The organism is Corynebacterium lipophilum (assembly GCF_024102595.1).
In the GTDB taxonomy this organism is placed as follows: Bacteria; Actinomycetota; Actinomycetes; order Mycobacteriales; family Mycobacteriaceae; genus Corynebacterium; species Corynebacterium pseudogenitalium.
In genome coordinates, this window is record NZ_JAEUWV010000001.1 from 24,045 (window position 1) to 50,483 (window position 26,439).

Here is a 26,439-nt window from a genome sequence, read left to right on the forward strand (position 1 = left end):
TAGGAGGATCTGCGGAATCTCGCCGTACATGCCGGACCCGAGCCACCAGCCGCCCACCGCAACCAAGCCTGTGCAGATTGCGCTGAACACTAGGAAAACTGCCAGGCCGATTCCCGAGCGGTTGCTCACCGGCTTGCGAGGTCGCGCCGGGGAAAGCGGGGCTTGCGGTGGAGCCGGGGCTGGCACCTGTGGTGGTGGCGGTGCAGGCGCCGGGGGCTGGACTGTCGGCGCATCCACACGTGTTCTAGGGGAATCATCTGTTGAATTCGGCCGGAGGCGAAACTGCGTGGGGTGAGCGGCGGCACGATTCGCTGCGGAATGCCTTGGTACGGGTACCGCGTAGGGTGGTAGCTCAAGCGCGTCCGCTACGTCGTTGAGCGCAGCGAGGAACTCCGATGCATCATGGAAGCGGTCGTGGGGGTCGGTCGCGGTGGCGGTGGCCACGAGTTCGTCGAAAAGCTTTGGTACGCCTCCGATCCGAGAGCTGGGCGCGGGCACCACATCATGTAGCCGTGCGAAGGCGTGCGCGATGGGGGTATCGCCGTTGAAGGGCTGCTGGCCGGTGAGTAGCTCAAAGAGCACGATGCCTGCGGAATAGACGTCGGAGGCCTGCGTGATCGGTGAACCGTCCACTTGCTCGGGGGAGAGGTAGGCGACCGTACCTACGATCTGGTCGGTGGAATGCGTGATGTCTGAGACTGCGCGCACAAGGCCGAAGTCCGCAAGCTTGACGCTGTGATCGCTGTTAATCAGGATATTGTCCGGTTTGATATCGCGGTGCACCATTCCTTTTTGGTGCGCGACCGCGAGGCCAGTGAGCACAGCCCGCATTACCTCGGCGGCGGCGTGCGGTGGCATGGGACCGCGCTCGGCGAGCAGCTCACGCAGTGTTCCACCGGTAATGAGCTCCATGATTAAAAATACTTGGTTCGTGGGTTCGCCTTGGGCAGCGAAGTCGTACACGTTGACCAGGTTGGGGTGGGAAAGCTGGGCCATCGCCCGAGCTTCTCGACGAAACCTCTCACGAAACACGCTGTCATGCACGTAGGACTCGTGCATCACCTTGGCGGCAACCTCACGGCCTAAACGTGTATCGACGCAGCGGTACACCGTCGCCATGCCACCGCGTGCGATGGGGCGATCGATGATGTACCGGTTGTCCAGCGTGTCTCCAACTGCGAGCTGTGCCATGCGCTCCAGTATGGCCCAAACGTGCTCTCGACGCGTAAACTGTCGGTCGTGAGTGCTCAACAGACTATTGATTCTTTGCTCGAACACGATGAACTGCTGACCTTTCCCGAAGTTGCGGAAACACTCGGCGTTCCAGTCACAAAAATCCACGACTATGTTCACGCCGACAAGCTCCTCGTTTACCGCAAGGACGGCGTGAATTACATTCCTGCGCTCCTGCTGGCGGACGGCGAGATGTCAAAGTTCATCAGCGGGGCGATCACCGTGCTTGCGGACGGCGGCTTTTCCCCCGAAGAGTCGCTCCAGTACCTATTCACCCCCGATGAATCACTGAGCGGCCGTCCAATCGACGCGCTGCACGGCCATGGTGCCCGCGAAGTTATTCGCCGAGCACAGGCGATGGCGTTTTAGCCTGCTTAAACGGCCACACCGCAAGCACTGCTGCAAAGGTCACGAACGGTGCCGCGACGAGGAACCAGGCATCGTAAAAGCGGTGGTTACCGCCGCCTGTAAACGCCAGCACGATGATCACGCTCGCACCCACGGCGACTTGTTGCACCCACCGCGGTGCCCGGAAAGTTCCCACGAGTGCCAAAATCGACGCGTAGTACCAGGGGAGCGTGACCGCATTCGTGATGAACGCGGCGACGTACGCGGCGGTCGTGCCCTGGACAGCGCGCACGTCGTTCGCTGCACCCGGTTTCGGGCGGAACCACCACCACACAACGGCTAACGCCACCAACATCAGGATGGAAGCGGCCGCGCGCACGACAACGAGCAGGCTGTTGTAGTAGAAGTGGTCGTCGAAAAGCTGGAACCCGGGAGTGAGTATCTCGGTGACCAGCGTGGGCCCTGCCAACGGGTTGATCACCTTCGAGTTGCCGGAGATCTCGGCCAGCCAGCCCCACGACGCGCCAGACGCCGCGGTGACAACATAAAGCACCCCGCCTGTCAGCGCGATAGACCAAGCCGTGGCAAGGATGAACACGCCGCACTTCTTAAGCACAGATGCTGATGCACCCGCGAAATGGGCAACCATCAGCCACACGATGAAAGGCATCGCCACGGCAGCCGTGGCCTTGAGCGAGACCGCAACAGCCACCACAGCGATGGCGCCACTAAAAGTGGCGAAGGTTGCTGGGCGGCGTAGTGCCCACACGATGCCGACGCTGACGAGCCCCACCATCACGGCCTCGTTGTGCATGCCGCCAACCATATGCAGCAGCATCAAGGGGTTCGTCGCTCCAATCCAGAGCGCAAATGCACTGTCGCCGCCGAGCTGCTGCGCAATTTTCGGGACCGTGATGATAATCAGCGCGAAACCCGCCAGCGCTAGGAGCCGATATGCAACGATGCCGACGCCTACACTATCGCCAGTTACCAGTGTGATCAGCTTGCCTAACCCCAGGTGCAGCGGACCGTACGGGGTGGTGGTGTTGCGCCAGTCGTGCGAGACTTCCCACAGCAGCGGGCCGGGGTTGACGGCCGCACCTTCTGAGTATGGGTCGAAGCCGTCGCGAAGCATGGCGCCTTGCATCAGATAGGAGTACACGTCGCGCGAGAGCATCGGTGCGCTCAGCGCGAGTGGTGCGGTCCACAGCCAGGTGGTGCGCCGTACCGTATCGAAGGTGGGACGCGTACGCCACAGCCACAGCCAGGCAAGCAACAACAAAACGATGCCGACGCTCATCGTGATGTCCATGAGCGCACGCCCGTGCCCGTACGTCAGATTGTCGACACCCAACATACGCATCACGCCGCCACGGTTGCGGGTGGCGCCGGCCCCAAAGGAACCAAGGGCCACCAAGATACTTGCCAGCAGCCCTAGTCGTGTCGGCGAAAGAGACTTCATTGCTACATACGCCTAGCCGTGGCTTTGATAGCTAAGTCACGCATGAACTGCGCAACTGCATCATCAATCCCTGCGTCCGAAAGGTGCTGCAGGCCTGATTCAGTGAGGCGGTCGATGCGCGCCTCTACTGCCTCGACGGCGCCACTTTCTTGAATAAGCCCTGCGAGTTCGGAAAGCTCCTCTGGTGATGCTGCGACACCAATCCCGTCGCGAAGGCGTTGCGCTGCGGCAGGATCGGACGCATCCAAGTTTGCCAGCGCAGTGGCGAACAAGACGGTGCGCTTGCCCTCACGGATATCGTCGCCAGCCGGCTTGCCGGTCACCTCAGGTTCACCGAAGACCCCAAGGATGTCATCGCGGAGCTGGTACGCAATGCCAATATCACGTCCGTAACCACGGAACGCGACGATCGTTGCATCCGGCGCGCCGGCAATCGCGGCGCCAAGGTGGAGCGGCCGTTCAATCGTGTACGCAGCGGTCTTGTACCGATTCACCTTGTCTGCGAGCTCAACAGATTCGCTGCCCTTAGCCTCTAACATGATGTCCAGCAGCTGGCCGCCGATCACCTCAGTGCGCATCCCCACCCACGGCTTCGCCGCGCGGTCGAGGGCATCATTCGTGAGCCCCGAGTATCGCCACATGTCTTCTGCCCACACCAGCGCAAGATCGCCAATCAAAATGGCCGAGTGCTCGCCGAACGAAGCGGCGTCACCACGGTAGCCTTCGTTGCGGTGCGTTGCCTCAACTGCGCGGTGCACTGTTGGGTTGCCTCGCCGGGTGTCGGAGGCGTCGATAATGTCGTCGTGGATGAGCGCACATGCCTGAATGAACTCGAGTGAGCTCACTGCGCGCAGCACTGCGTCGGGGTTCTCCTGGCTGTGGTCAAGCCCTCCTGCACCGATGAAGCCTGCCCAACCGTACAGTGGCCGTATCCGCTTGCCTCCACCGAGGACAAACTTGCGCAGGTAAGAGACTGCGTCCTCCACTGGGGCACCAATTTCCGCGACTACCGATTCCTGGCCGTCGAAGAACACGCGAAGCTGCTCCTCAACAAGTGCGGGGATAGCCTCGAGCGTCGGCCCTTGTGAGGATACTTCAGACACGTTGTGCTCCATTCCAGAATCTGTCGTAGACGTATGCACCTAGAGACTACCGAGTTACCACGACAAACCTACAACATTGGTGAGGCGCTGAGTGGCAGCGATCGCCCAAGAATCGCAAATGGCCGCGGATCAGCGGGGTAGAGGTAGTTACGTGCGACGTCGGAGAACCCAAATTTGCGGTAGAGCTTGAACGCACCGTTGTCCTCGTGCTCGACCTCAGGGGTAGACAGTAGAGCAAACTTTGCCGGCGCAAGGCGCAGGAGCTCCCGGAGCAACCTCGCGCCGATACCTCTCCCTTGATAGCTAGGGAGCACATGGATTTCAGCGACCTCAAAGTAGCTTTGGAGTAACTCCTTTTCGCTTTTCGACGGCCCCCCTTGCATGGCAAGCGCCCGCCTGAGCTGCTGATCCCACCATCGTTCACGCTGTCCCAACATTCCGTATGCAATGCCAATGATCGTGTCGTCAGCAACTGCCGCAATTGCAGTGAAGCCTGGGGAGAGAGCCTCTTGGCGCCAGGAGGAGATGCGTTGTGCCCGAACATTGACCGTGTAGTCCATGGCCTCCATATAGAGGTCGACGAGTGTGGGCGTTGCAAGAAGGTACTCGGCCGATGTGAGTCGGCGGATTTCGGTCTTCATGCCTTTATCGAACCATGAGTTCGGGAAGTTTCGCCATATTCGAACAAATGAGCGAAGTTCTGGGGGGTTTGTCGGACCCATTTTCTATATTCATCTCAAATGCGAAAGGGAAATGAAGGAGAAATCAACATGAACAGCGTTATCTCTGCGACAACGAACGAAGTTTACGGTGCTCGCGTCCGTCAATCGAAGCGTGACCAGTTTCTTGAAACTGCCGATGGTTGCCTCACGTATGCCTATGGGCGATTTGAGGAGGGGGCGTACGACGAGGCTATGGAATATGCCTACCGTGCAGCGCTGCGGACTGCGGGTGCGGTGTGTTCCGATAGTCCGGTAATTCAGAAGCGAAAGCGGCTGCCAAGTAGTGCGTGGAAGAAGCTTGCGCTCACGGGGAAGGGCGGTGAGCGGTGGGCGAATGTGTTTGAGTCGTTCTCGCGGGAACGCGGCCGCGTTGCCTCAGGGATTGAGCATATGCCGCCAGCTGACAGGGTTGCGCAGTTGCTTGAGCAGGCGGAACAGTTCTACCTCGAGGCACTTCCTGCCGGAAATGGTGTTGCGGCTTAGCCCGGGCAATCTTGCCCTCGTCTCCCGGGGAACAAAGGCGCTAGGATGGCCGTTGTATGGATAGCAACGTCCGCTTTGGAGCTTGGGAGTAGAGCAGTGTCACTTTCTGAACAGGAGCAGCAAGCACTCCGCGCAATTGAGCAGTCACTCATGGCAGATGACCCTTCATTTGTGCAAAGCGTCGGCCGAAACGCCGACTATGCGGCTCCATCGTCCACAGGCCGGATTACGGTGCGCAGCGTTGCGTTAATGGTGCTTGGAGTGGTGTTGTTGCTCGGCGGTGTTGCGCTTGCCTCGCTTTCCATTTGGACAGTAATCATTAGCGTTATCGGGTTCGGCGTCATGATGGCTGGTGGAATCATGGCGTTGCGCACCCCAGCGCATGGCCCATCTGTATCGCAGTTGCGGAATGTTTCCCGGAACCAGCCGAAGTCTCCTCGAGTGAGCTCGATGGAGCAGAACTTTAAACGCCGGTTCGAGGATCGGCCTTAATCCTAAAAAGGACCACGCCCCCTTTACTGGGGGGCGTTTTTTATTGTGTGGGCGAAGCGCCCCACTTTCACCCACATTCTCCACTTTTGCCCACACGTGTATGTGGAGATGGACTCTTGTGGGTATTTCTTTGCGTATCTAGTCGACTAGTGGGGTGATTGTGGCTATTGTGAAGCGCGAAAGGGGGAGGGCGCCCCACCGTCTTCTTGCTCATTGACCTGCGATTATGTTGAAGTCGGTAATCTTTTTTGTGTGTGGTGTGGCATTTGTGGGGCACAGTGGGTTAAAGTGGGGCGTAGCGGAAGGCGCGGTGGTGTGCTGACTACACACCTTTGTCGCACGAAGCAGAGAAAACTACATACATCACGTGTCTGACGGCGTAGAGGAAGGTGGGTCGCCCGATGTTTCTGGGAACCTACACTCCCAAGCTTGATGACAAAGGACGCTTGACGCTGCCTGCGAAGTTCCGAGAGGACCTCGCGGACGGGCTGATGGTGACCAAGGGGCAAGATCACTCTTTGGCGGTCTACCCCCGTGCGGAGTTCGCAGCGCGAGCCAAAAAGGCTGCTGCAGCATCCCGCACGAACCCGAAGGCTCGTGCGTTCATTCGTAATCTGGCTGCCAGTGCGGATGAGCAAACGCTTGACGGTTCTGGTCGTATCACGTTGTCGGCGTCGCACCGGGAATACGCAAACCTTTCAAAGGAGTGCGTGGTTATCGGTTCTGTAGATTTTCTCGAGATCTGGGATGCACAATCCTGGGCTCAATATCAAGAAGAGACTGAAGCTGCCTTCTCGGCGGCGGATGACGACGACATACTCTCCGGTCTGCTGTAAGGCTGACTACCTGGCAGCGGACATCGACTACTGACGGAGAGCGTGTACGGACTCTATCCCGGGCGTGAAGCGTTCTGGTGTACTTCCCCGACATCAGAGCAGCCGCCCGGGGTAGGGCTCTATACGCTCCCCAAACATGGGTGTAGGTAATTTTCAGAACAACGCAGTGAAGGGAGTGTGCCCGACAATGGTAGAAGCCGCGATGGACTTTGATCCGGTGGCAAACCGTGGCCACGTTCCCGTGATGCGTAACCGGATGGCGGAATTGCTCGCACCAGCAGTTGAGCAATTCGGCGATCGCGCAGTGATTGTCGACGGCACCCTCGGGGCAGGCGGTCACACTGAGTACTTTCTTTCTACATTTCCAAACGCGTACGTTATTGGAATCGACCGAGACCCAAACGCGTTAGCTGCGGCAACGCAGCGACTGGCTCCATTCGGCGACCGTTTTGTTCCGGTGCAAGCCCGTTTTGACGCAATTGGCGAAGTTGCGGCTTCTGACGAGCGGGTGCCTTTCGGCATCGTCCGCGAAAATGGAGTTGCCGGGGCGCTGTTTGACCTTGGCGTTTCTTCGATGCAGCTCGATCAGGAAGAACGCGGTTTCGCGTACAAGGTCGATGCCCCGCTAGATATGCGGATGGATACGACGCAATCGCTCACTGCTGCCGACGTGCTGAATACCTACTCGCACGGTGACTTGGCACGCATTCTGAAGACGTACGGAGACGAGCGTTTTGCGGGAAAGATTGCTCGGGCGATTGTTCAGCAGCGTGAACAGGAGCCATTCACAACGAGTGCGCGTCTGGTGGAGCTGCTGTACGACACGATTCCGGCAGCCACACGTAGGTCGGGCGGGCACCCGGCAAAGCGAACGTTCCAGGCGCTGCGAGTCGAAGTGAACCGCGAGCTCGAAGCGGTCGAGCAGGTCCTTCCCGTCATTACTGACCTCCTAGGAGTTGGTGGCCGTGCGGTCTTCATGAGCTATCAATCGCTGGAAGACAAAATCGTCAAGGCGGCGTTTCGGGAACTCACGGAGTCGAAAACCCCACCGGGGCTCCCGATGGACTTACCCGGTACGCAGCCGCTGTTTCGATCTATCACAAATGGGTCGGAGAAGGCGTCGAAAACTGAAATTGAACATAACCCTAGAGCGGCGTCCGTACGGGTACGTGGTGTCGAGAAACTAGCACAAGGCAACTAAGGAACTGATCAATCATGGCAGCACGAGAGTACAGCGGATCGAACATGACGCTGACGCGCGGTGATCAGGCGCGCCCGCAGACGCGGCGCTCCGGCCAGCAGCGTAGCGCGAACACTCGGCTGCTCAACCCGGGAATTCGGCCACACGTCCCACACCCGCGTACTCACGGGCGGTTGGGGTCGAAGCAGATTGTGTCCTACCGTGGCAGGAGGATTGCGCAGCCGGCTGTCGCTAAGAAACAGTTGTCGCTGACGTTCACAGTGACGGTGGTACTGCTGGTATTCGGGGTTGTTGCTGCGATGGGGCTCAGCGCTTTGTCGACGACGCAAACGTTTACCATTCAGCGCCTTCAGGCGCAGGAGCGAGAGCTGACCAACCGTGTCGAATCGCTGACCCGCGACCTTGAGGACCGCAAATCATCCGCAGAGATTGCACAACGTGCAGGTGACGCAGGCCTGTTGGTTCCATCGGCTCCAGGGATCGTTGCGGTGCATGAAGATGGCAGTGTGCATGAGCAGCGTCCGTTCGACCCGAACGCAACTGTCGGTGTGGTGGACGTGAATGAGTCTCACGCACGATCTGGGCGCGCGTCGAGTGACCAGCAAGCAACTCGCGAAATCGGTGATTCTTTGACGCAGCTTCCCGGCAATAACGTGCTTGGCAGCACTTCTCGTTTGGACAACGTGGCGCCGTATGCACCGAATGTCCCACCTACGCTCTAAGCTCTAAGGGCACGAATCGTTTCTTACCCGTTGAATGCAATTGAGTGAGGTGAATATAGGGCAGTGGTCGAATCGCACCCGGACCGGAGAAAACGAACTGCTCGGCCACGTGCCCTGCAAGCACCTCAAGCGCCTAAGACACGGCGAAGTGTGTTGCACCAGCGGTCCCAATGGGCAGTAATTCTGTTTCTTGTAGTCAGCGTATTTTTGGTCGGCAGGCTGTTTCTTGTGCAGGTGGTGTGGGGCCCACAGCTGCGCGAGCAGGCGCAGTCGCAGCGCGCCAGGATTTACACTGACCCCGCGCGGCGCGGTGAGATCGTGGACCGCGAAGGTAACCACCTGGCGTACACGATGCAGGCGCGGTCGTTGACTGTGTCGCCGGTGACGCTTCGTAAGGAATTGCGTGAGCAGGTCATGCTCAATGAAAACATTCCGAATCTCGACGATGACGCGACGCGAGCCATGGTTGACGCGAGAGTCGAGGATATTCTGCGCACGATGGCCAACGAGATTCCCGTCATGATTGGCGAGGCAATGGGCGAAGAGGACGTCGATAGGCGACGAGACAATGACGATATGCGCAGTGTGGGCAAGGTTGACGCACGCGACATCCTCGAGAAGCTGCACGCGGATTCGAACTACGAGGTACTTGTCCGGAACGTGGACCCTGACGTGGCGTCGAACATTGCTGCTGAGTTCCACGGCGTGGCCTCGGACCACCAGGACATCCGGCAGTACCCGAACGGGGCGATTGCTGAAAACATCCTCGGCAAGGTGTCGATGGACGGGCAGGGACAGTTTGGGCTTGAAGCATCGAGTGATGCGGTGCTCACCGGGATCAACGGGCGCAAGACAGAGGACGTGTCGAACGACGGGCAGTCCATCCCCGGTACGCTGCGCGATGTTGTACCCGCGGTGGATGGCGCGAAGATCACCTTGACGATCGACCTGGACCTGCAGTCGTTTGTGCAGCAGACTCTGGAGAACGCGAAACGGAACTCGTTGGCAAAGGACGCCGAGGCAGTAGTGCTCGATGCCCGCAGTGGTGAAGTGCTAGCAATGGCGAATACCTCTACTATTGACCCGAACGGGGACATCGAACGGCAGCTGCGCGAAGGGAAGGACTTCAGCAATAACGCGATCTCGCACCCGTTTGAGCCGGGTTCCGTGGCGAAGATTATCGCAGCGACTGCGGCAATTGAGGAGAAGGTGACTACTCCGGAAGAAGTACACCAAGTGCCGGGCTCTATCGACATGGCTGGTATTACTGTGCGCGACGCGTGGGAGCATGGCGTGATGCCGTACACCACAGCGGGCATCTTCGGGAAGTCCTCGAATGTGGGCACCTTGCAGATTGCGCAGAAGCTGGGCGAGGAGCGCTATTGGGATTACCTGCAGCGCTTCGGAATCGGAAACACAACCGGCATTGAGCTGCCCAACGAGTCCGCCGGTCTGTTGCCAGTGCTAGAGCAGTGGTCCGGAGGAACGTTTGCGAACCTACCAATTGGGCAGGGAATGAGCTGGACAGCGCTTCAGATGGCCAGCGTCTACCAAACGCTTGCCAACGGTGGCGAGCGGATTACGCCTCGCATTATCCGCAGCATTGAAAGTGCAGAGGGCACACCGCTGGAACAGCCCGAGCCTGAGCGGCATCGTGTGGTGTCGGAGGCGACGGCACGCACGGTCGTGGACATGTTCCGTTCCACGTTCCAAAACGACCCGGCAGGGATCAACAACGGTACCGCCCAGAACAGCCAACTTCCTGGCTATCAGCTTTCGGGCAAGACGGGTACCGCGCAAAAGGTGAATCCTGAGACTGGCGCCTACTCGCAAAACCAGTTCTGGATTACGTTTGCTGGCATCGCGCCTGCGAACGATCCGCGATTTGTCGTGGCGGTCATGCTTGATGAGCCGCAGCGAGGTACACGAGAAGGCGGAGCCGGTGGCCAGTCGGCAGGTCCGGTGTTTACTGAAATCGCCAGCTGGCTGATCAATAGGGAGAACTTGCCGCCTAGCCCAGAAGCGGACCAGTACGTTTTGCAAGCCCAGTAGGGAAGTTTCACAATGAATGACATGACGCAGACAACACCGAACGCGCCTACCCTGGAGGCGCTCGCAGCGCTGTCTGGTGGGACGCTCCACAACGCCCCAGATCAGCCGCTGCACATTGAAGAGATTGCACTCGATTCGTCGAAGATTGCCCCAGGCGGACTGTTCGCAGCTTTGCCCGGCACCCGTGTGCATGGAGCAACGTTTGCAAAGCAGTGCCCAGCGGGCGCCATCTTTACTGACAATGCAGGCGCGAAGATCCTCGAGGGCCAAGGGGAAACGCGGCCGGTGCTGGTCGTCGAAGACGTTCGCGAGGTTCTCGGGGATGTGTCAGCCGAGGTGTATGGTCACCCATCCGAGCACATGACGCTGCTCGGGGTTACCGGCACGTCTGGCAAGACTACCGTGACGTACATGCTGGAGAAGGGGCTTGAGGCAGCAGGAGCGAAGGTTGGTCTGATTGGCACCACCGGCACGAAGATTCTCGGCGAGTACGTTCCAACGTCCCTGACTACCCCGGAAGCCCCGACGCTGCAGGCTCTGTTCCGCCGCATGCTGCAGGCTGGAGTGACGCACGTAGTGATGGAGGTTTCTTCACACGCGCTCATGCTTGGCAGGGTGAGTGGCACGTCTTTCGATGTCGCTGGGTTTACAAACCTGAGCCAGGATCACCTGGACTTCCATAAAACAATGGAGGAGTACTTTGAGGCGAAGGCGCTCTTCTTTGACCCGACGTCGCGCAGTGCCGCGAAACGCGCGGTAGTTTGCGTCGATGACGAGTGGGGCGAGCGCATGGCTGACCGGGCACAGCACCCGGTTCGCGTTGGCACCCACGGCCAGGCTGGGGTCGACGTGAGCGCGAAGCAGCTGTCCGCAGACAAGACTGGCGCGCAAGAGATTTCCTTATCGACGCCCACTTCGACCCACACGTTGACGCTGCAAATGCCGGGCGCGTTCAACGTGGCTAACGCTGCCTTGGCAACCGCTATGGCGTACACCGCCGACGTTGATGTAGATGCATTCATGAAGGGCCTATCAAAAGCGCAGGTCCCTGGACGTATGGAACGCATCGACTGCGGGCAACCGTTTGTTGCAGTCGTGGACTACGCGCATAAGCCTGCGGCCATCGCAGCCGTGCTGGATACGCTCCGAAAGCAAGTGGCTGGACGCGTCGGCATTGCTGTTGGCGCCGGCGGGGACAGGGATGCGTCGAAACGCGTCATCATGGGCCGCGAATCTGCGCAGCGTGCTGACTTCGTAGTGGTGACTGATGATAACCCGCGTACAGAGGACCCAGCATCGATCCGCGCGGAGGTGCTGCGTGGTGCATTGGAACTCGCGGATGCTCCCCACCACCCGGAGGTGCGTGAAATCGGCGACCGCGCTGCGGCGATTGACGCTCTGGTGCAGTGGGCACAGCCGGGAGATGCGGTCATTGTCGTTGGCAAGGGGCATGAAGTCGGCCAGATTGTTGGCACTACGACGCACCACTTCGATGATCGGGAAGAGATGCGTCGCGCCCTAGAAACTTTCGCGAGGTAACAGTAGATAATGATTGCATGTTCGTTGGGTGAGATCGCCGAGATCGTCGGGGGAACGCTGTCGAAGGAGGCGGACCCCGAGGCGAAAGTATCGGGTGGCGTCGAGTTTGATTCGCGGAAGGTGTCTGAGGGCGACCTTTTCCTTGCGCTGAAAGGCGCGAGGGTTGATGGACACGACTTCGTCGGCACGGCATTGGAGCAGGGTGCGGTAGCCGCGCTCACCACGCGCGACGTGGGTGCTCCTGCGGTGATCGTTCCGTGCGCCGAGGTTCGGCCAGATGACAACTCTGACTTGGCTGCGAGCGACCCAACGGGCAGTGCACTCGGTGTTGTCGCGGGCCTTTCGAAGCTCGCAGCGCACGTGGCTCGCCGCCTAGTTCGCGAACACGGACTCACAATTGTCGGCGTGACCGGTTCGGCGGGGAAGACCTCGACGAAAGACCTGATCGCTGCGGTGCTTCGCCACAAAGGCGAGACCGTGGCTCCTCCGGGTTCCTTTAATAACGAGATTGGTCACCCGTACACGGTGCTGCGCTGCACACAGGAGACGGCGTTTTTGGTGGCGGAGATGTCCGCGAGGGGCATTGGGCACATCGCGCATCTTGCAAAGATTGCCCCGCCATCAATCGGTGTGGTGCTCAACGTTGGCTCCGCACACCTTGGGGAGTTTGGCTCGCGCGAGGCGATTGCTCAGGCGAAGGGCGAGTTAGTCGAATCACTCCCTGATGCGGATCACGGTGGAATCGCCATCTTGAACGCCGATGACCCATTTGTTGCAGGTATGCGCCCCCGCACAACTGCGAAGGTGTGGATGTTTTCGGCTGAGGGCTCGCCCGAAGCAGACTTTTTTGCCACAGACATCTCATTGGACGAGGTTGCCCGAGCATCGTTTGTGTTGCACACGCCAGACGGGCAACAGCACAGAGTTCGGCTGGGCGTGCACGGCGCCCACCAGGTCGGCAATGCGCTAGCTGCGGCGGCAGTTGGTTTCGGCGCAGGCATGCAGCCTGAAGCGATCGCGGCAGCGCTGAGCCAGGCACGGACCGTATCCGTGAACCGCATGGATGTGCGCACCCGCGAGGATGGCGTGACTGTCATTAACGACGCGTACAACGCAAACCCTGAATCAATGCGTGCCGGTATCGCAGCGCTTGCGTCGACGGCTGCCGCACACCCGGGGGCGCGATCGATTGCGGTGCTCGGCGAGATGGGCGAGCTCGGCGAGGAGTCCGCGTCAGCCCACGCCGAGCTGGCCGCAGAACTGGTAAAGCACAACATCACGGACCTTGTAGCAGTGGGGCAAAGTGACGCGATGGAATCGCTGGCGCAAGCGGCACAGCAGCGGGGCATCGCCACACAGTCTGTTGCCGATAGTGCCGAGGCATGCAATGCAGTTGAAGCTACGATTGCCACTGCCACACCCCCGCCAGCAGTGGTGCTGGTCAAAGCGTCGAACGCCCAAAAGTTGTGGGTGGTGGCTGAACAACTCATGCGCACCCGTACGCTTGACAGTCAAAGTAAGTCAACCAATGAGAATGAAGCAAGGTAGCAGTCTCACATGATTCAAGTAATTGTCGCAGGAGTTATTAGCTTCCTCGTTTCCATCTTTGTCACACCTTTGTTGATTCGGTATTTCCACCGCCGCGAGATCGGCCAGGAAATTCGGGAGGACGGGCCGCAGTCGCACGCGCGGAAGCGCGGCACCCCAACGATGGGTGGCATCGCTATTTTGCTTGCGATCACGCTGGGCTACTTGGCTAGCTCGATTGTCGCGCTGGCCACTAACCACGCGGCGTTTACCGCAAGCGGCGTCATCGTGTTGGGCTTGACATTGGCGCTTGGCCTGGTCGGGCTTGCCGACGACGGCATTAAACTCTTCATGAAGCGCAATCTCGGTTTGAACAAGACCGCGAAGCTTGTGTCCCAGTTTGCAATTGCGATTGTTTTCGGCCTGCTGATCACGCGATTTCCTGACGAGAACGGCTTGACGCCAGGCTCGACCCTGCTGAGTTTTGTGCGCGATATCGAAACGATTGACATCGCGGTCGGCGGTGGAATCCTTGGCGCAATTCTGTTCCTGATCTTTATCTACATTCTGCTGGCTGCTTGGTCGAACGCGGTGAACCTCACCGACGGGCTCGACGGGCTGGCCGCTGGTACGACTGCTCTGGTGATGGCCGCGTACACCATGATCACGTTCTGGCAGTTCCGGAACTCTTGCGAGGCAGCGCTGGCAGCGGGCTGCTACAACGTCCGCGACCCGCTTGACTTGGCGGTGCTTGCGGCTGCAGGCTTCGGTGCCTGCGTTGGATTCCTGTGGTGGAACGCGTCCCCGGCTAAGATTTTCATGGGTGATACGGGTTCGCTGGCGCTCGGTGGCCTCGTAGCGGGCCTGTCAGTGGCTTCCAAGACCGAGCTTCTGATGATCATCATCGGCGCACTCTTCGTGCTCGAGGCAGCCTCGGTGGTCATCCAGGTGGCATCGTTTAAGTCCACCGGCAAGCGCGTGTTCCGGATGGCGCCGTTCCACCACCACTTTGAGCAAGGAGGCTGGGCGGAGACAACCGTGGTTGTGCGTTTCTGGCTCATCGCTGCGATGGCGGTCGCGCTCGGCACCGCAATTTTCTACGGTGAATGGCTCACACAGAACGGAGTGACGCTGTCATGATCGATACGAGTGTGATACCCGCAGAGATTTCCCGCGGCGTGCTGCTGGCCGGTGCGGGCGTTTCGGGCCGAGGGGTGCTCGGCATGCTCCAGCAAGTCGGCGTTACATGCATCGTCGCGGACGACAGCGAGGAAAACCGCGAGTTCGCTGAGCGCACGTGGGGAGTGCGGGCCGTCGATACGCAGCTGGCACACGAGTACTTCGGTGAGGTCGGGGTAGTAGTGACGTCTCCAGGGTGGAGGCCCGACACGCCGCTGCTTGTCGACGCCGCCTCGGCCCAACTCGATGTCATCGGTGATGTCGAGCTGTGCTACCGGTTGGATCGCGCGGGCGTGTTCGGGCCACCGCGCGAGTGGCTCGTTGTGACAGGCACGAACGGTAAAACCACCACCACTGGCATGCTCGCAGCCATGATGCAGGAGGCATCGTCCCGCACTGGTAAGCGTGCGTTGGCGTGCGGCAACATCGGTACCGCCGTGGCTGACGCAGTGGCGGATCCCCAGCGTGTCGATGTGCTCGTGGCCGAGCTGTCCAGTTTCCAGTTGCATTGGTCGAGCCAGCTCGTTCCCAACGCGGCAGTTCTACTCAACCTTGCGGACGACCACATTGACTGGCACGGCTCATTCGAGGCGTACGCGGCTGCGAAGGCGAAGGTGCTCAAAGCTCCCAACGCCGTGGTCGGCATCGATGACGAGCACGTGCAAGCGATCGTGGCACAGAATGACCGCAAGCAATTCTTCGGTTTTACGCTCGGCCAGCCCGAAGAGGGCCAGGTCGGTGTTATCGACGGCAAGCTCGTTGCGCGCCGCGACGGCTCGGTCCTTGAACTGGCAGATACGAATGGCATTGAACCCGCGGGTGCTGCAGGCGTGCTGGACGCAGGCGCCGCCGCTGCCGTGGCGTTGCTGTGTGGTGTGACACCCTCTGAGATTCGTGAAGCACTCGCAGGCTTCCACGTTGCGGGGCATCGCGGAGCCGTGGTCCACGAGGCGAACGGCGTTCGGTGGATCGACAACTCGAAGGCGACGAACCCGCACGCGGCTGATTCGGCGTTGACCGGGGCGGGCACCGTCGTGTGGGTTGCAGGTGGTCAGCTGAAGGGCGCTGCGATTGATGAGGTCGTCGAAAAACATGTGGGGCACATGCGTGCCGTAGCGCTGCTTGGGGTCGACCGCATGGAAATTTACGACGCCGTCAAGCGGCTGGCACCTGACCTGCCTATCTTTGCGACTGACTCGACTGACCCCGAGGTGGCAATGGATGCCGTGGCTCGCTTTGCTGGAGAGCATGCGCAGCCTGGCGATAGCGTTGTGCTGGCACCGGCTGCCGCGAGCCTGGACATGTATCCGGGTATGTCTGCGCGCGGCGACGCGTTTCGTGCGGCCGCCAGGCGACACTTTTCACTACAGTAACTTGAGACACAGCAGTGTTCGAAGCGAAGGGTAATGAGGTGCCATGAAGCGAAATCGTCGACAGCAACCGCCGGCGCGTGCGCCAAAGACTGGCACCCGCGACGTGCCTCAAAGCGCACTGGGCCGGGCACATACGTCGTTCATTGCGGCGCTTGAGCAGCGTCCCCTCATTGACTACACCGTGATTCGGACCGTGGTGCTGGTGCTGGCTGCGTTGGGCGTCGTGATGGTGATGAGCTCGTCGATGGCGTCATCGTTCGCTGCTTCGAGCAGTGTGTGGTCGACTGCGCTTCGGCAATCCCTGATGGTGCTGGCGGGCCTTGTCTTGTTTTGGGTTTCGCTGTTGGTCCCGCCCGAGCGCATCCGGAAGCTGGCCACGCCACTATTCCTCTTCGCAGTGTTCCTGCTGGTATTGGTGCTGCTTATCGGTACCGGGCGTGAGGAAGTCGGTTCACAATCGTGGCTGATGTTCGGCTCGTTGACGATGCAGCCTTCTGAGTTCGCCCGTGTGGCTATTGCAATTTGGGGTGCTGCGGTGCTGTCGAAGAAGCAGCCGCCAGCATCGGCGCCTGCGTGGCAGTCGCCGACCGCACAGTTCTTGCTTGGCGCGGGCGTGTGCATCCTCCTGATTGCGAAGCAAGGTGACGCCGGCATGACGATGTCGTTTGCCGCCATCGTGATCTTTGTGCTGTGGTTCGCAGGCTTCCCGCTCAAGGCTATTGGCATCCTCTGCGGGCTCATCGGTGCTGCAGCGGTTGTGTTGTTCCTGCTCGGCGGCTTCCGCTCGCAACGCTTCCACGTCTACTTCGAGGCGCTGTTCGGAAACTTCAGCGATACCCGCGGTGCTGCCTTCCAGACGCACCAAGGATTCCTTTCTCTTGCCGACGGCTCCCTCTTCGGCGTCGGCCTCGGACAGTCCCGCGCGAAGTGGTTCTACCTCCCAGAGGCACGAAACGACTTCATCTTCGCCGTCATTGGTGAAGAGCTTGGTATGTGGGGCGGCATTATGGTGATCGCCCTGTTTGCTGCCCTTGGCTACTTCGGTTTGCGCACTGCGCAACGCGCACAGACATCGTTCCAGGGACTCGCCGCTGCCTCGTTAACAGCAGGCGTAGTTTCGCAGGCGTTCATTAACATCGGGTACGTCGTCGGCCTTGTGCCGGTGACGGGTATTCAGCTGCCGATGTTGTCCGCCGGTGGTACCTCGGCAGTGATTACCTTGTGGTCGATGGGCATGCTGGCCTCCATTGCCCGCCACGAGCCCGACGCAGTCTCGGCCATGCAGAACTATGGGCGCCCACGCTTCGACAGAATGCTGTTCGTCCCGGAGCCGAAGGCGACGGCGCAGCTGCGCGCGACTCGCGCGGGGCGAACTCGCACACATGAGCAGTCACGCCGAGAGCAACGGTACGGAGTGCCTGTTGTTCACCGAGTTGCCCCAGACGACCGTGCTCAGCGGCACTCGCCCCGGCCCACGAGGAATGTCGAGGTAACGCAACGGAGACCACGACCGAACCAATCAGAGCGACGCCGGTACCGTTAGGTGGCCGTCGAAAAGGAAAGGACGGGATCCATCATGGACAAGACCCAGCACACAGTGGTGCTCGCAGGGGGAGGCACCGCGGGCCATATTGAACCGGCACTCGCGGTAGGCGAGGTGCTTCGTGAACAGTACGGCGCAAATGTGATTGCGCTCGGAACTGAGCGTGGACTGGAAACCACTATCGTCCCCGCGCGCGGCTTTGACCTTCAACTCATTGACCCTGTGCCGATCCCGCGCAAGAAGCCATGGAAGCTTCTTGGCGTGCCGTTCAAACTTGCGCGTTCCGTGCACCAAACACGGAAGGTGATGAAGGATTCGAAGGCTGAGGCAGTCTTTGGTACGGGTGGCTATGTGTCGGCGTCTGCGTACCTTGCCGCGGCATCGTTGCGTCTACCATTTTTCGTCTTGGAAACGAACGCGTTGGCGGGCATGGCCAATAAGCTTGGCGTCAAGCTAGGTGGTGTCGGGATTAACGCCGTGGCGAACTCGGGGATGCCGGGTGATGTCGTGGGGATCCCGGTGCGTCCGGGAGTGGGCGTCGATACGGATGGAGCGAAAGCGCTGCGTGGGTACAAGATGTGGGACCTTGATCCGGACAAGCCGGTGGTTCTGATTACCGGTGGGTCCCAGGGCGCGGTGAGCATCAACCGGGCTGTTGCCGGGGCCATCGAGGACATCACGGCGCGCGGGTACCAGGTGCTGCACGCCTACGGCAGAAAGAACGACGCCCCGAAGCCACACGAAGGCTACACGGCGGTGCCGTACATCGACGACATGGAAGCTGCGTATGCCGTGGCGGACATGGTTGTGTGTCGCTCCGGCGCCATGACCGTGGCGGAAAACTCAGCCGCTGGCCTGCCAGCCGTTTACATCCCACTGCCGCACGGCAACGGCGAACAGGGGCTTAACTCGGCGCACCTGGTAGCTACCGGGGCGGCAATGCGTATCGATGACGCCGAGCTCACCCCAGACGCGCTTGCCCGCAGCGTCAACGAGATTTTGGGTCGGCCAGAGCAAATGCAGCGCATGCGAGAAGCGCTCGAGCACTCTGGCGCGGGTAGTGTGGCAGAAGATCTCGCTGCACGGATCATTGCGACTATCACAAAGGAGTAACACCGTCATGTCTTCCGAACACACCACCGCGCCTGGTTCTGTGGATCTTTCCCGCGTACATCTGGTTGGTATCGGTGGCGCTGGCATGAGCGGTGTCGCCCACATCCTGCTTGACCGCGGGGCAGTAGTGACCGGGTCCGATGTGAAAGACTCCCGTCCAGTGCGTGCGTTGCGCTCGCAAGGTGCACAGGTCGCAGTCGGACACGACGCCGCGAACCTCGAGCTGACGGGGCAACTTCCGACCGTCGTGGTCACCAGCTTTGCTGCGATTCCGAAAGATAATCCGGAGTTGGTGCGTGCGAAGGAGGAGGGAATTCCTGTGATTCGCCGCTCAGATCTGCTCGGCGAGTTGATGGACGGTTACACGCAGCTCCTGCTAGCAGGCACGCACGGCAAGACGTCCACGACGTCCATGACCGTGGTGGCGTTGCAGGCTGCGGGGGAGGACCCTTCCTTTGCGATTGGTGGCCAGCTCAACAAAGCCGGCACCAATGCCCACCACGGTGCGGGCGATATTTTCGTGGCGGAGGCGGACGAGTCCGATGCTTCGTTGCTTCGCTACAAGCCAAATATCGCCGTTATCACCAACATTGAGCCTGACCACCTGGACTACTTCGGCACGCACGAGGCATACTTCAAGGTGTTCGACGACTTCGCTGATCGCGTGCAGCCCGGCGGTTTCCTCGTCGTTTGTATGGATGACGAGCACGCTGCAAGCTGTGGTGAGCGCGCATTGCAGCGCGGCATCAACGTCGTCGGCTACGGCACTGAAGCAGCGGCTGCAGCGCACCCAGATATTCCCGCAGGTGCAGTAGTTGTAGAAGAGCGTATCGACGGCTCCTACGTCGACGTGCGTGCTCGACTCAACACCGGTGGCACATCTGCTGAGTACTCCTATCGCCTGTCGATCCCTGGCCGCCACATGGTGCTCAACTCCTTGGCCGCGCTGTTGTCCTCGACGCTGGCGGGTGCGGAACCTGAACGGATCGCAGCGGGGCTGAGCGGGTTCTCCGGTGTCCGGCGCCGCTTCGAGTTTAAGGGCCTCGTAGAGGACGGGCCGTTCGCAGGTACCCGTGTCTACGACGACTACGCGCACCACCCAACCGAGGTCACCGCTGTGTTGACGGCGGCGCGGGAGAAAGTCGAGTCTGAGGGCAAGGGTGCGCGCGTCGTTGTGTGCTTCCAACCGCACCTGTACTCGCGCACACAGAACTTTGCCCAAGAGTTTGCTGACGCCCTCTCGCTCGCGGATGTCGTCATGGTGCTGGACATCTTCGGCGCACGCGAAGCGCCCGTTGAAGATGTGACCAGCAGGCTCATTACTGACAAGATGGATAGCTCGGTGCCGGTAGTGCTTGAGCCCAATTTCCTCGCAGTACCGGTGACACTGGCATCAATGGTTCGTCCTGGGGACGTCATCCTAACGATGGGCGCTGGGTCGGTGACAATGCTCGCCGATGAGATCCTCGCGCAACTTCGGCAGGCGGAGGTTTAGCGTGACAGGGCAGACAGAGCATGAAGCCTTCGAGTCGGACCACCTCGACGAGTTTGGTGATGAGGACGCTCAAACGCGTAGCAAGAGCAAGCGCAAGCGTCGCTTCGCTATCGCGGGAGCTGTCATCGCTGGTCTCGCTGTGTGCGGAATTGCGTTGCCGTTTACACCGTTGATGCCGGTGAAGGGTGTGGTTGTTGATGGCAACGACGTGCTCACGCCCGAGGCGGTGCAAGCCCAGTCCGATATTGAGCTGGGCACGCCTATGGGGCTGGTCAAGGTGCGCCGTGCTGCTGAGAACATCGTGCAGGACCCGTGGGTGGACGTTGTTACGGTGCACCGCGACTGGCCAAGCACTGTGAGAGTTGACCTCAAAGAGCGTGTCGCAGTGGCGTACTTGCAGCAGCCGGACGGGGCGCATCTGATCGATACTGAGGGCAAGGATTTTCTGATCGCTGAACCGCCGGTTGGGGCGATGGAGCTCGTGGGGGTCGACGTCGAGAACAAGGAGCAGATGCGGGAAGCTGTGGCGATCGCGGCGTCGATAAGCAGTGGTGCGCGTGCGCAAGTTGCCGCTTTGGAGGCGAATGGCCGCTACTCATTCGTGCTGCGGTTACACGACAACCGCCGCGTGGTGTGGGGCGCCTCAGAAGACAATGCGAATAAGTCACTGGCCTTTGAAACCGTTTTGCAACGCGAGGGCGCCGAGTTCAATATTTCTAATCCGGAGCTGATTACCGCGCGGTAGCGGTGTAAAACCCCAGGTCAAAACCCTAAAGTAAAGGTTTAGGGTCGAGACACGCCGAGGGAAACAATAAATTTTTTCGTGTTTTCGCCCATGATGGGATGCGTTACCGCAATTGTTGAAGTTCTAAGAAGTTTTGAAAGGCGAGACACTACCCATGACCTCTCCCGCAAACTACCTCGCCATGATCCGCGTCGTCGGTGTCGGTGGCGGTGGCGTTAACGCTGTCAACCGCATGATCGAAGAGGGCCTGAAAGGTGTGGAGTTCGTTGCGATCAACACGGACTCGCAGGCACTGCTCTTTACGGATGCAGACACCAAGCTCGACATCGGGCGTGAGGCGACTCGCGGACTTGGCGCCGGTGCAAACCCTGAGGTTGGCCGGACCTCTGCTGAGGACCACAAGCAGGAAATCGAAGAGTCGCTGAAGGGCTCGGACATGGTCTTCGTGACCGCTGGCGAGGGCGGCGGTACGGGTACTGGCGCTGCACCAGTTGTCGCGGGTATCGCGAAGAAGATGGGTGCGCTGACCATTGGCGTTGTCACCCGTCCGTTCACGTTCGAGGGTAAGCGGCGCACCCGTCAGGCGCTCGAGGGCATCGCGAACCTGAAGGAAGTGTGCGACACCGTCATTGTCATTCCGAACGACCGACTGTTGCAGCTGGGTGATTCGGACCTGTCCATGATGGATGCATTCCGCGCTGCGGATGAGGTGCTCTACAACGGTGTTCAGGGTATTACGAACCTGATCACCATTCCGGGCATGATTAACGTCGACTTCGCAGACGTGCGCTCGGTGATGGCCGACGCCGGTTCCGCCCTGATGGGTGTCGGCTCCTCCCGCGGTGAAAACCGCGTGATGAATGCGATGGAGCAGGCGATCAACTCGCCACTGCTGGAAACCACGATGGAGGGCGCGAAGGGCGTGCTCATTTCCGTTGCTGGTGGTTCCGATCTCGGCCTGAACGAGACGAGTGCCGCAGCGTCCATCGTCGAAGAGAAGGCAGACGACGACGCGAACATCATCTTCGGCACGATCATCGACGACAACCTCGGTGACGAGGTGCGCGTCACGATTATCGCAACTGGCTTCGACGAGAAGGCCAACGCTCGCCCGGATGCCCAGCAGCCGGTCGATGCTGCAGCCGCATCGGCGGAAGAAGGCGCGGCGCCGTCTCCATCGCGTGGTTCACTGTTTGAGGATCGAGCTCCGGAGACGGAACGCGACGACTCCTACCAGGCGCGTCACCGCTACGAGCCGCACCGCTCGGGCCTCTTCACCGGCGGGGAGTCCGAATCCTCCTATGAGCGTCGTGGACGCGAGGAGCGCGGCGGCGATGATTTTGACGTCGATGTCCCTGATTTCTTGCGTTAGTCTGGGAGCATGACTGACTCTCTTCTCGACGTAGAACAACGCCCCGTCCGCATGGTGTTTACAAGCCGTGCGGGCGGGGCGTCGTCGTCCCCATATGACTCTTTCAATCTTGCGCTGCACGTCGGGGATGACCCGCAGGCCGTACGCGCGAACCGCGCGCGGCTTGCATCGCTGCTCGGGGTTGATGCGGGGCGCTTCGTGTGGATGGAGCAGCTCCACACGCCGAACGTGACGGTGGTGGACGGGCCGCAGTCTGAACCTGTCGAGGCTTCTGATGCCATCGTAACCACGACCCCGAACCTCGCCCTGTGCGTGCTGGTCGCTGACTGTACGCCGGTGCTGTTGGCAGACCCCGTCGCTGGAGTGATTGCCGCGGTGCACGCTGGGCGTCTTGGGGCGCGAAACGGCATCGTGAAGAAGACCGTTGAAACAATGCGTGACCTGGGTGCTCAGCCTTCACAGATGCAGGCGCTGCTCGGCCCTGCAGCTGCGGGAGCGTCATACGAAGTGCCCGCTGATATGGCAGCGGATGTTGAGCGCAAGCTGCCAGGCTCCTGGACCACTACGCATGCAGGGACCACTGGGCTTGACATCCGTGCCGGTATCCGGCGCCAGCTCACGGAGCTCGGTGTGCAGCGAATTGACGTAGATCCGCGCGATACCATCGCGGACGAGGACTTCTTCTCGTACCGGAGAGAATCCACAACTGGGCGCCAAGCAGGCGTTATTTGGCTAACTGGAGTGAAATAAATGAGCACAACTGATATTGCAAGCAACCTTGCCAAGGTGCAGGAGCGTATCCGCTCCGCGGAGCGTGCCGCGGGTCGCGAGCCGGGAAGCGTGGAACTGCTACCAGTGACGAAGTTTCACCCGTGCTCGTCGATTGAGGTACTTGCCGCGGAAGGTATTCGCCTGGTGGGGGAGAACCGCGAGCAGGAAGCGAGCGCCAAGGTCGCGACTCTGCGCGAGCACGGGGTCGACTGTGGTATCGCGATGATCGGGCAGATCCAGTCGAAGAAGGCGAACGCAGTGGCGCGATGGGCGAGTGAGGTTCACTCGGTGGATTCCTTGAAGTTGGCGAAGGGACTCGAGCGTGGCATGGCGCTCGCCCTTGAGCGGGGTGATCGGACGTCCGAAATCCTGCCGTGCCTTGTTCAGGTTTCTGCAGACGGCGACGAAAGCCGTGGCGGTGTCGCGGTGGAGAAGATCGCCGAGTTGGTTGAAGCGCTCGAGGGGGCTGAGCACCTCCAGTTCGACGGGTTTATGGTTGTGCCACCGCTAGATGCAAACGCCAGCGAGGTATTCGACCAGGTCCGCGAGCTGCGAGACACCTACGCGGCCAAGCTTGGGCGGCCCCTGCGTTTCTCGGCGGGGATGTCCGCGGACTTTGAAGAAGCCATCGCGCATGGCTCGGATGTCGTGCGTGTCGGAACGGCGGTGATGGGGCCGAGGCCCGTAGTCTAAAAACCTAATCCGGAATTACATAGAGGTAATTTCTGCCCCGTCAGCACAGGCAACAAACGAGGAGCACCCAGATGTCTATTATCGGCAGCGCGAAAGAATTTTTCGGTCTTGGCCCGTTCAACGAAGATGACCCCTACTTCGATGAAGTGCAGTACGACGAGCGCGAGAACACTCGCGAGGAATCGACGAGACCTTCGCGCACATCTGAGTACGGCAGCGAGGACCGCTACCGCTCCTCAGCTACCCGTGACTACGCGGATCGCGCACCGAAGTCCTACACTCCCCAGGTCGTGTCCACTGCTCCGCGCAATTACAACGATGCGAAGGATATCGGCGAGCCGTTCCGTGATGGCGATGCCGTGATTATGGAGCTGACGGATCTCGACCCCCACGATGCAAAGCGCATCGTCGACTTTGCCGCTGGTCTGTGCTTCGCACTTCGTGGCAACATGTACAACCTGAGCAGGGGCGTTGAGACCCGCCGACGAGTCTTCGCGATCGTTCCGGAAAACGCCCGTTTGACCGAAGTTGAGCTGCAGCACACAGCGCGTCTTCGCTAATCGACGTCCAGCTCTGCGAAACATCAAGAAGAACAGGTAGTGTGTGACCCGTGTCTTTATTAGGAGCAATTCTTTACGCTGCGCTTGGGTTGTACTCCCTGATTGTGGTCGTCCGCATCATTGTCGAGATGGTGCAATCCTTCTCGAAGCAGTTTGATCCACCAAGTTGGTTTATGGTCGTTGCGGAAGGCATGTTCGTGGTCACGGACCCGCCTGTGAAGTTCTTCCGCAAACTCATTCCGCCCATGCGTATGAGTGGCGGCGTTGGGATAGACGTCAGTGTGATCGTACTGTTCGTGGCGATTATGCTGCTCCAGATGCTGGTACGGGTCACCATGTTGTAATAGTGAGCTTGGATTGAGGCACCTACATTGGTAGGTGCCTTTTTTGCTTAATTTTCCCGTAATTTATGCCCGGATCGACATCAATTATTGGGCATCGGGGGCAGAAAAGGGGTATAACTGGCGGTGATGCCTGGTGCGTGTGAACCTATGCGTTACTATGGATCGATAAAAGAATGACGAACTATTAGATTTTAGGGTTCGCTTCCCGTAGCGTGGGAGGCAATCTGTGTTCGCGACATTGCGGACACAATATCGACATCGAAGGGAACGCCAATGCCGCTGACACCAGCAGACGTGCACAATGTCGCTTTCAGCAAACCACCAATTGGTAAGCGGGGCTACAACGAGGACGAGGTTGACCAGTTCCTGGACCTCGTGGAAGACACGCTTGCGCAACTGCAAGATGAGAACGATGACCTTCGGGCCCGTGTCGAAGAGCTCGGTGCTGGTGGGTCTGCTGCCCCGGTTGCTCCTGCGGCCGCGTCCAGCGATGTCGACGAAGCTGAGATTGAAAAGCGAGTTGAGAAGAAGGTTCGTGCTGAGTACGAGCAGAAGCTCCGTGCTGCGCAGGAGGCAAAGGTAGCGGCTGAGAAGGATGCTCAGGCTGCGAAGCAGGAAGCGGCAAAGGCTCGCCAGGACGCGGAGCAGGCTGCAAAGCAGGCTAAGCAGGCGCCAAAGGCTGCCGCCGCACCGCAGCAGGCTGCGGCTTTCGACCAGAATGCAGCATCCGCCGATACGCACATGCAGGCGGCGAAGGTGCTTGGGCTCGCGCAGGAGATGGCAGACCGCCTCACCAACGACGCGCAGGCAGAGGCCCGCTCGATGCTCGACGAGGCCCGTGGTTCCGCAGAGCGTCAGCTGGCAGATGCCGAGGCACGCTCGAAGAAGCAGCTGTCTGAGGCAGAGACGCATTCCCGCGAGCAGATCCAGGCGGCTGAGCGTAAGGCTGCTGAGACGAAGCAGTCGGCTGAGGCTCGTGCACAGCAGCTCGTTGCAGACGCCGAGAAGAAGGCTGAGGAAACCACCAACGAAGCTAACTCGCGCGCTGAGGCGCAGATTCGCCAGGCTGAGGAGCAGGCAACGAAGCTGCGCACCGAGGCTGAGCGTAAGCACACCGAGATCATGAACACGGTGAAGCAGCAGCAGACCGCCCTCGAGAACCGCATCGCTGAGCTGCGCACCTTCGAGCGCGAGTACCGCACTCGCCTGCGCACACTGCTCGAGTCCCAGCTGGAGGAGCTTGAGACCCGTGGCACGTCCGCTCCGAGCGGCGACGCTGGCAATAAGTAGTTTCTTTCAAGCATCAGCCACCATTCACTGCGGTGAGTGGTGGTTGTTGCCATTTCTGGGGGACAAAGGGCTAGAATGAGACAAGCTACGTGCTTCACCACCTGGTGGTGCGGTAGCGCGTGATGATCCGACCATCATCGGGGAGCGTTTCCGGAAGAACAGCTGTTGCGCTACAGTGCGCTATTGCTTAGTAGAACCGGACGTAATTAGGAAGCGTTATTTCTTTCACCGCAAATGAAGC

General features: G+C 60.0%; 24 protein-coding genes and 1 pseudogene. 21 read left to right on the plus strand and 4 right to left on the minus strand.

The features are described from left to right. Nucleotides 1-3 precede the first annotated feature (3 nt). Nucleotides 4-1,191, minus strand: a pseudogene (locus JMN37_RS00115) (protein kinase domain-containing protein); the annotation flags it as partial. Between the two features lie 48 nt (nt 1,192-1,239). On the opposite strand from JMN37_RS00115, the gene JMN37_RS00120 reads away from it, so the two are divergent. Then, nucleotides 1,240-1,602, plus strand: coding sequence for an Rv2175c family DNA-binding protein (locus JMN37_RS00120; protein WP_240492798.1), 363 nt, complete (start codon nt 1,240-1,242; stop codon nt 1,600-1,602). Here JMN37_RS00120 and JMN37_RS00125 read toward each other — a convergent pair. From JMN37_RS00125 to JMN37_RS00135, 3 genes are read right to left on the minus strand one after another with little or no spacing between them, the layout of a single operon-like run. Then, a complete protein-coding gene (locus JMN37_RS00125) occupies nt 1,571-3,043 on the minus strand; it encodes an alpha-(1->6)-mannopyranosyltransferase A (protein WP_252930742.1) in 1,473 nt (490 codons plus the stop codon). The genes JMN37_RS00120 and JMN37_RS00125 overlap by 32 nt on opposite strands. A 2-nt stretch (nt 3,044-3,045) precedes the next feature. Further along, nucleotides 3,046-4,158: a polyprenyl synthetase family protein gene (locus JMN37_RS00130; RefSeq protein WP_370295775.1), complete on the minus strand. Its 1,113-nt coding sequence runs from the start codon at nt 4,156-4,158 to the stop codon at nt 3,046-3,048. Between the two features lie 56 nt (nt 4,159-4,214). Further along, a complete protein-coding gene (locus tag JMN37_RS00135; RefSeq protein ID WP_252930744.1) occupies nt 4,215-4,787 on the minus strand; it encodes a GNAT family N-acetyltransferase in 573 nt (190 codons plus the stop codon). 129 nt (nt 4,788-4,916) lie between these two features. On the opposite strand from JMN37_RS00135, the gene JMN37_RS00140 reads away from it, so the two are divergent. The 20 genes from JMN37_RS00140 (at nt 4,917) to JMN37_RS00235 (ending at nt 26,198) form a co-directional block, all read left to right on the plus strand. Continuing rightward, nucleotides 4,917-5,351 (plus strand): SAV_6107 family HEPN domain-containing protein, encoded by a 435-nt coding sequence (locus tag JMN37_RS00140; protein ID WP_252930745.1) that lies wholly within the window; start codon nt 4,917-4,919, stop codon nt 5,349-5,351. A 96-nt stretch (nt 5,352-5,447) separates the two neighbouring features. After that, entirely contained in the window at nt 5,448-5,843 is a 396-nt protein-coding gene (locus tag JMN37_RS00145) for a DUF3040 domain-containing protein (RefSeq protein ID WP_252930746.1), read from the plus strand. Nucleotides 5,844-6,244: 401 nt separating this feature from the next. Beyond that, nucleotides 6,245-6,679, plus strand: coding sequence for a division/cell wall cluster transcriptional repressor MraZ (gene mraZ, locus JMN37_RS00150; RefSeq protein WP_070362207.1), 435 nt, complete (start codon nt 6,245-6,247; stop codon nt 6,677-6,679). A 202-nt stretch (nt 6,680-6,881) separates the two neighbouring features. Beyond that, nucleotides 6,882-7,880, plus strand: a complete 999-nt coding sequence (gene rsmH / locus JMN37_RS00155) for a 16S rRNA (cytosine(1402)-N(4))-methyltransferase RsmH (RefSeq protein WP_143110515.1) — start codon at nt 6,882-6,884, stop codon at nt 7,878-7,880. 14 nt (nt 7,881-7,894) lie between these two features. Continuing rightward, nucleotides 7,895-8,602 (plus strand): cell division protein FtsL, encoded by a 708-nt coding sequence (ftsL, locus tag JMN37_RS00160; RefSeq protein WP_070976545.1) that lies wholly within the window; start codon nt 7,895-7,897, stop codon nt 8,600-8,602. Nucleotides 8,603-8,716: 114 nt separating this feature from the next. Beyond that, a complete protein-coding gene (locus JMN37_RS00165; protein WP_370295848.1) occupies nt 8,717-10,654 on the plus strand; it encodes a peptidoglycan D,D-transpeptidase FtsI family protein in 1,938 nt (645 codons plus the stop codon). A 21-nt stretch (nt 10,655-10,675) separates the two neighbouring features. Then, on the plus strand, nt 10,676-12,193 hold the full coding sequence (locus JMN37_RS00170) for a UDP-N-acetylmuramoyl-L-alanyl-D-glutamate--2,6-diaminopimelate ligase (protein WP_070478971.1): 1,518 nt from the start codon (nt 10,676-10,678) through the stop codon (nt 12,191-12,193). Between the two features lie 9 nt (nt 12,194-12,202). Further along, nucleotides 12,203-13,741 (plus strand): UDP-N-acetylmuramoyl-tripeptide--D-alanyl-D-alanine ligase, encoded by a 1,539-nt coding sequence (locus JMN37_RS00175; RefSeq protein WP_252930747.1) that lies wholly within the window; start codon nt 12,203-12,205, stop codon nt 13,739-13,741. A 9-nt stretch (nt 13,742-13,750) separates the two neighbouring features. After that, complete coding sequence (mraY, locus tag JMN37_RS00180) at nt 13,751-14,860, plus strand: phospho-N-acetylmuramoyl-pentapeptide-transferase (protein ID WP_070478780.1); 1,110 nt, start codon at nt 13,751-13,753, stop codon at nt 14,858-14,860. Beyond that, the gene (gene murD / locus JMN37_RS00185; RefSeq protein WP_252930748.1) at nt 14,857-16,272 is read left to right on the plus strand and encodes a UDP-N-acetylmuramoyl-L-alanine--D-glutamate ligase; all 1,416 of its coding nucleotides are present in this window, start codon (nt 14,857-14,859) and stop codon (nt 16,270-16,272) included. The genes mraY and murD overlap by 4 nt, the downstream gene beginning before the upstream one ends. 43 nt (nt 16,273-16,315) lie before the next feature. Beyond that, nucleotides 16,316-17,815, plus strand: coding sequence for an FtsW/RodA/SpoVE family cell cycle protein (locus tag JMN37_RS00190; protein WP_252930749.1), 1,500 nt, complete (start codon nt 16,316-16,318; stop codon nt 17,813-17,815). 33 nt (nt 17,816-17,848) lie between these two features. Then, entirely contained in the window at nt 17,849-18,928 is a 1,080-nt protein-coding gene (murG, locus tag JMN37_RS00195) for an undecaprenyldiphospho-muramoylpentapeptide beta-N-acetylglucosaminyltransferase (protein ID WP_070478785.1), read from the plus strand. 7 nt (nt 18,929-18,935) lie between these two features. Continuing rightward, entirely contained in the window at nt 18,936-20,423 is a 1,488-nt protein-coding gene (gene murC, locus JMN37_RS00200) for a UDP-N-acetylmuramate--L-alanine ligase (RefSeq protein WP_071572461.1), read from the plus strand. A gap of 1 nt (nt 20,424) precedes the next feature. Further along, complete coding sequence (locus tag JMN37_RS00205; protein WP_252930750.1) at nt 20,425-21,168, plus strand: cell division protein FtsQ/DivIB; 744 nt, start codon at nt 20,425-20,427, stop codon at nt 21,166-21,168. A 154-nt stretch (nt 21,169-21,322) separates the two neighbouring features. Then, the gene (ftsZ, locus tag JMN37_RS00210; protein ID WP_070362217.1) at nt 21,323-22,540 is read left to right on the plus strand and encodes a cell division protein FtsZ; all 1,218 of its coding nucleotides are present in this window, start codon (nt 21,323-21,325) and stop codon (nt 22,538-22,540) included. A gap of 9 nt (nt 22,541-22,549) precedes the next feature. Continuing rightward, nucleotides 22,550-23,290, plus strand: coding sequence for a peptidoglycan editing factor PgeF (gene pgeF, locus JMN37_RS00215; RefSeq protein WP_252930751.1), 741 nt, complete (start codon nt 22,550-22,552; stop codon nt 23,288-23,290). After that, entirely contained in the window at nt 23,291-24,004 is a 714-nt protein-coding gene (locus JMN37_RS00220; RefSeq protein ID WP_070362219.1) for a YggS family pyridoxal phosphate-dependent enzyme, read from the plus strand. 71 nt (nt 24,005-24,075) lie between these two features. Next, entirely contained in the window at nt 24,076-24,564 is a 489-nt protein-coding gene (locus tag JMN37_RS00225) for a cell division protein SepF (RefSeq protein WP_070362220.1), read from the plus strand. 50 nt (nt 24,565-24,614) lie between these two features. Beyond that, complete coding sequence (locus JMN37_RS00230; RefSeq protein ID WP_252930752.1) at nt 24,615-24,908, plus strand: YggT family protein; 294 nt, start codon at nt 24,615-24,617, stop codon at nt 24,906-24,908. A 273-nt stretch (nt 24,909-25,181) separates the two neighbouring features. After that, nucleotides 25,182-26,198: a DivIVA domain-containing protein gene (locus JMN37_RS00235; protein ID WP_252930753.1), complete on the plus strand. Its 1,017-nt coding sequence runs from the start codon at nt 25,182-25,184 to the stop codon at nt 26,196-26,198. Nucleotides 26,199-26,439: the final 241 nt, after the last annotated feature.

What these genes read in the sequence shown, in the direction of transcription:
- JMN37_RS00170 (WP_070478971.1), top strand. Translation starts at nt 10,676, where the DNA reads ATGACGCAGACAACACCGAACGCGCCTACCCTGGAGGCGCTCGCAGCG.
- JMN37_RS00130 (WP_370295775.1), bottom strand. Translation starts at nt 4,158, where the DNA reads ATGGAGCACAACGTGTCTGAAGTATCCTCACAAGGGCCGACGCTCGAG.
- ftsL (WP_070976545.1), top strand. Translation starts at nt 7,895, where the DNA reads ATGGCAGCACGAGAGTACAGCGGATCGAACATGACGCTGACGCGCGGT.
- JMN37_RS00235 (WP_252930753.1), top strand. Translation starts at nt 25,182, where the DNA reads ATGCCGCTGACACCAGCAGACGTGCACAATGTCGCTTTCAGCAAACCA.
- JMN37_RS00220 (WP_070362219.1), top strand. Translation starts at nt 23,291, where the DNA reads ATGAGCACAACTGATATTGCAAGCAACCTTGCCAAGGTGCAGGAGCGT.
- ftsZ (WP_070362217.1), top strand. Translation starts at nt 21,323, where the DNA reads ATGACCTCTCCCGCAAACTACCTCGCCATGATCCGCGTCGTCGGTGTC.
- JMN37_RS00175 (WP_252930747.1), top strand. Translation starts at nt 12,203, where the DNA reads ATGATTGCATGTTCGTTGGGTGAGATCGCCGAGATCGTCGGGGGAACG.
- murD (WP_252930748.1), top strand. Translation starts at nt 14,857, where the DNA reads ATGATCGATACGAGTGTGATACCCGCAGAGATTTCCCGCGGCGTGCTG.
- pgeF (WP_252930751.1), top strand. Translation starts at nt 22,550, where the DNA reads ATGACTGACTCTCTTCTCGACGTAGAACAACGCCCCGTCCGCATGGTG.
- murC (WP_071572461.1), top strand. Translation starts at nt 18,936, where the DNA reads ATGTCTTCCGAACACACCACCGCGCCTGGTTCTGTGGATCTTTCCCGC.
- JMN37_RS00140 (WP_252930745.1), top strand. Translation starts at nt 4,917, where the DNA reads ATGAACAGCGTTATCTCTGCGACAACGAACGAAGTTTACGGTGCTCGC.
- JMN37_RS00135 (WP_252930744.1), bottom strand. Translation starts at nt 4,787, where the DNA reads ATGAAGACCGAAATCCGCCGACTCACATCGGCCGAGTACCTTCTTGCA.
- murG (WP_070478785.1), top strand. Translation starts at nt 17,849, where the DNA reads ATGGACAAGACCCAGCACACAGTGGTGCTCGCAGGGGGAGGCACCGCG.
- JMN37_RS00190 (WP_252930749.1), top strand. Translation starts at nt 16,316, where the DNA reads ATGAAGCGAAATCGTCGACAGCAACCGCCGGCGCGTGCGCCAAAGACT.
- mraZ (WP_070362207.1), top strand. Translation starts at nt 6,245, where the DNA reads ATGTTTCTGGGAACCTACACTCCCAAGCTTGATGACAAAGGACGCTTG.
- JMN37_RS00125 (WP_252930742.1), bottom strand. Translation starts at nt 3,043, where the DNA reads ATGAAGTCTCTTTCGCCGACACGACTAGGGCTGCTGGCAAGTATCTTG.
- mraY (WP_070478780.1), top strand. Translation starts at nt 13,751, where the DNA reads ATGATTCAAGTAATTGTCGCAGGAGTTATTAGCTTCCTCGTTTCCATC.
- rsmH (WP_143110515.1), top strand. Translation starts at nt 6,882, where the DNA reads ATGGACTTTGATCCGGTGGCAAACCGTGGCCACGTTCCCGTGATGCGT.
- JMN37_RS00225 (WP_070362220.1), top strand. Translation starts at nt 24,076, where the DNA reads ATGTCTATTATCGGCAGCGCGAAAGAATTTTTCGGTCTTGGCCCGTTC.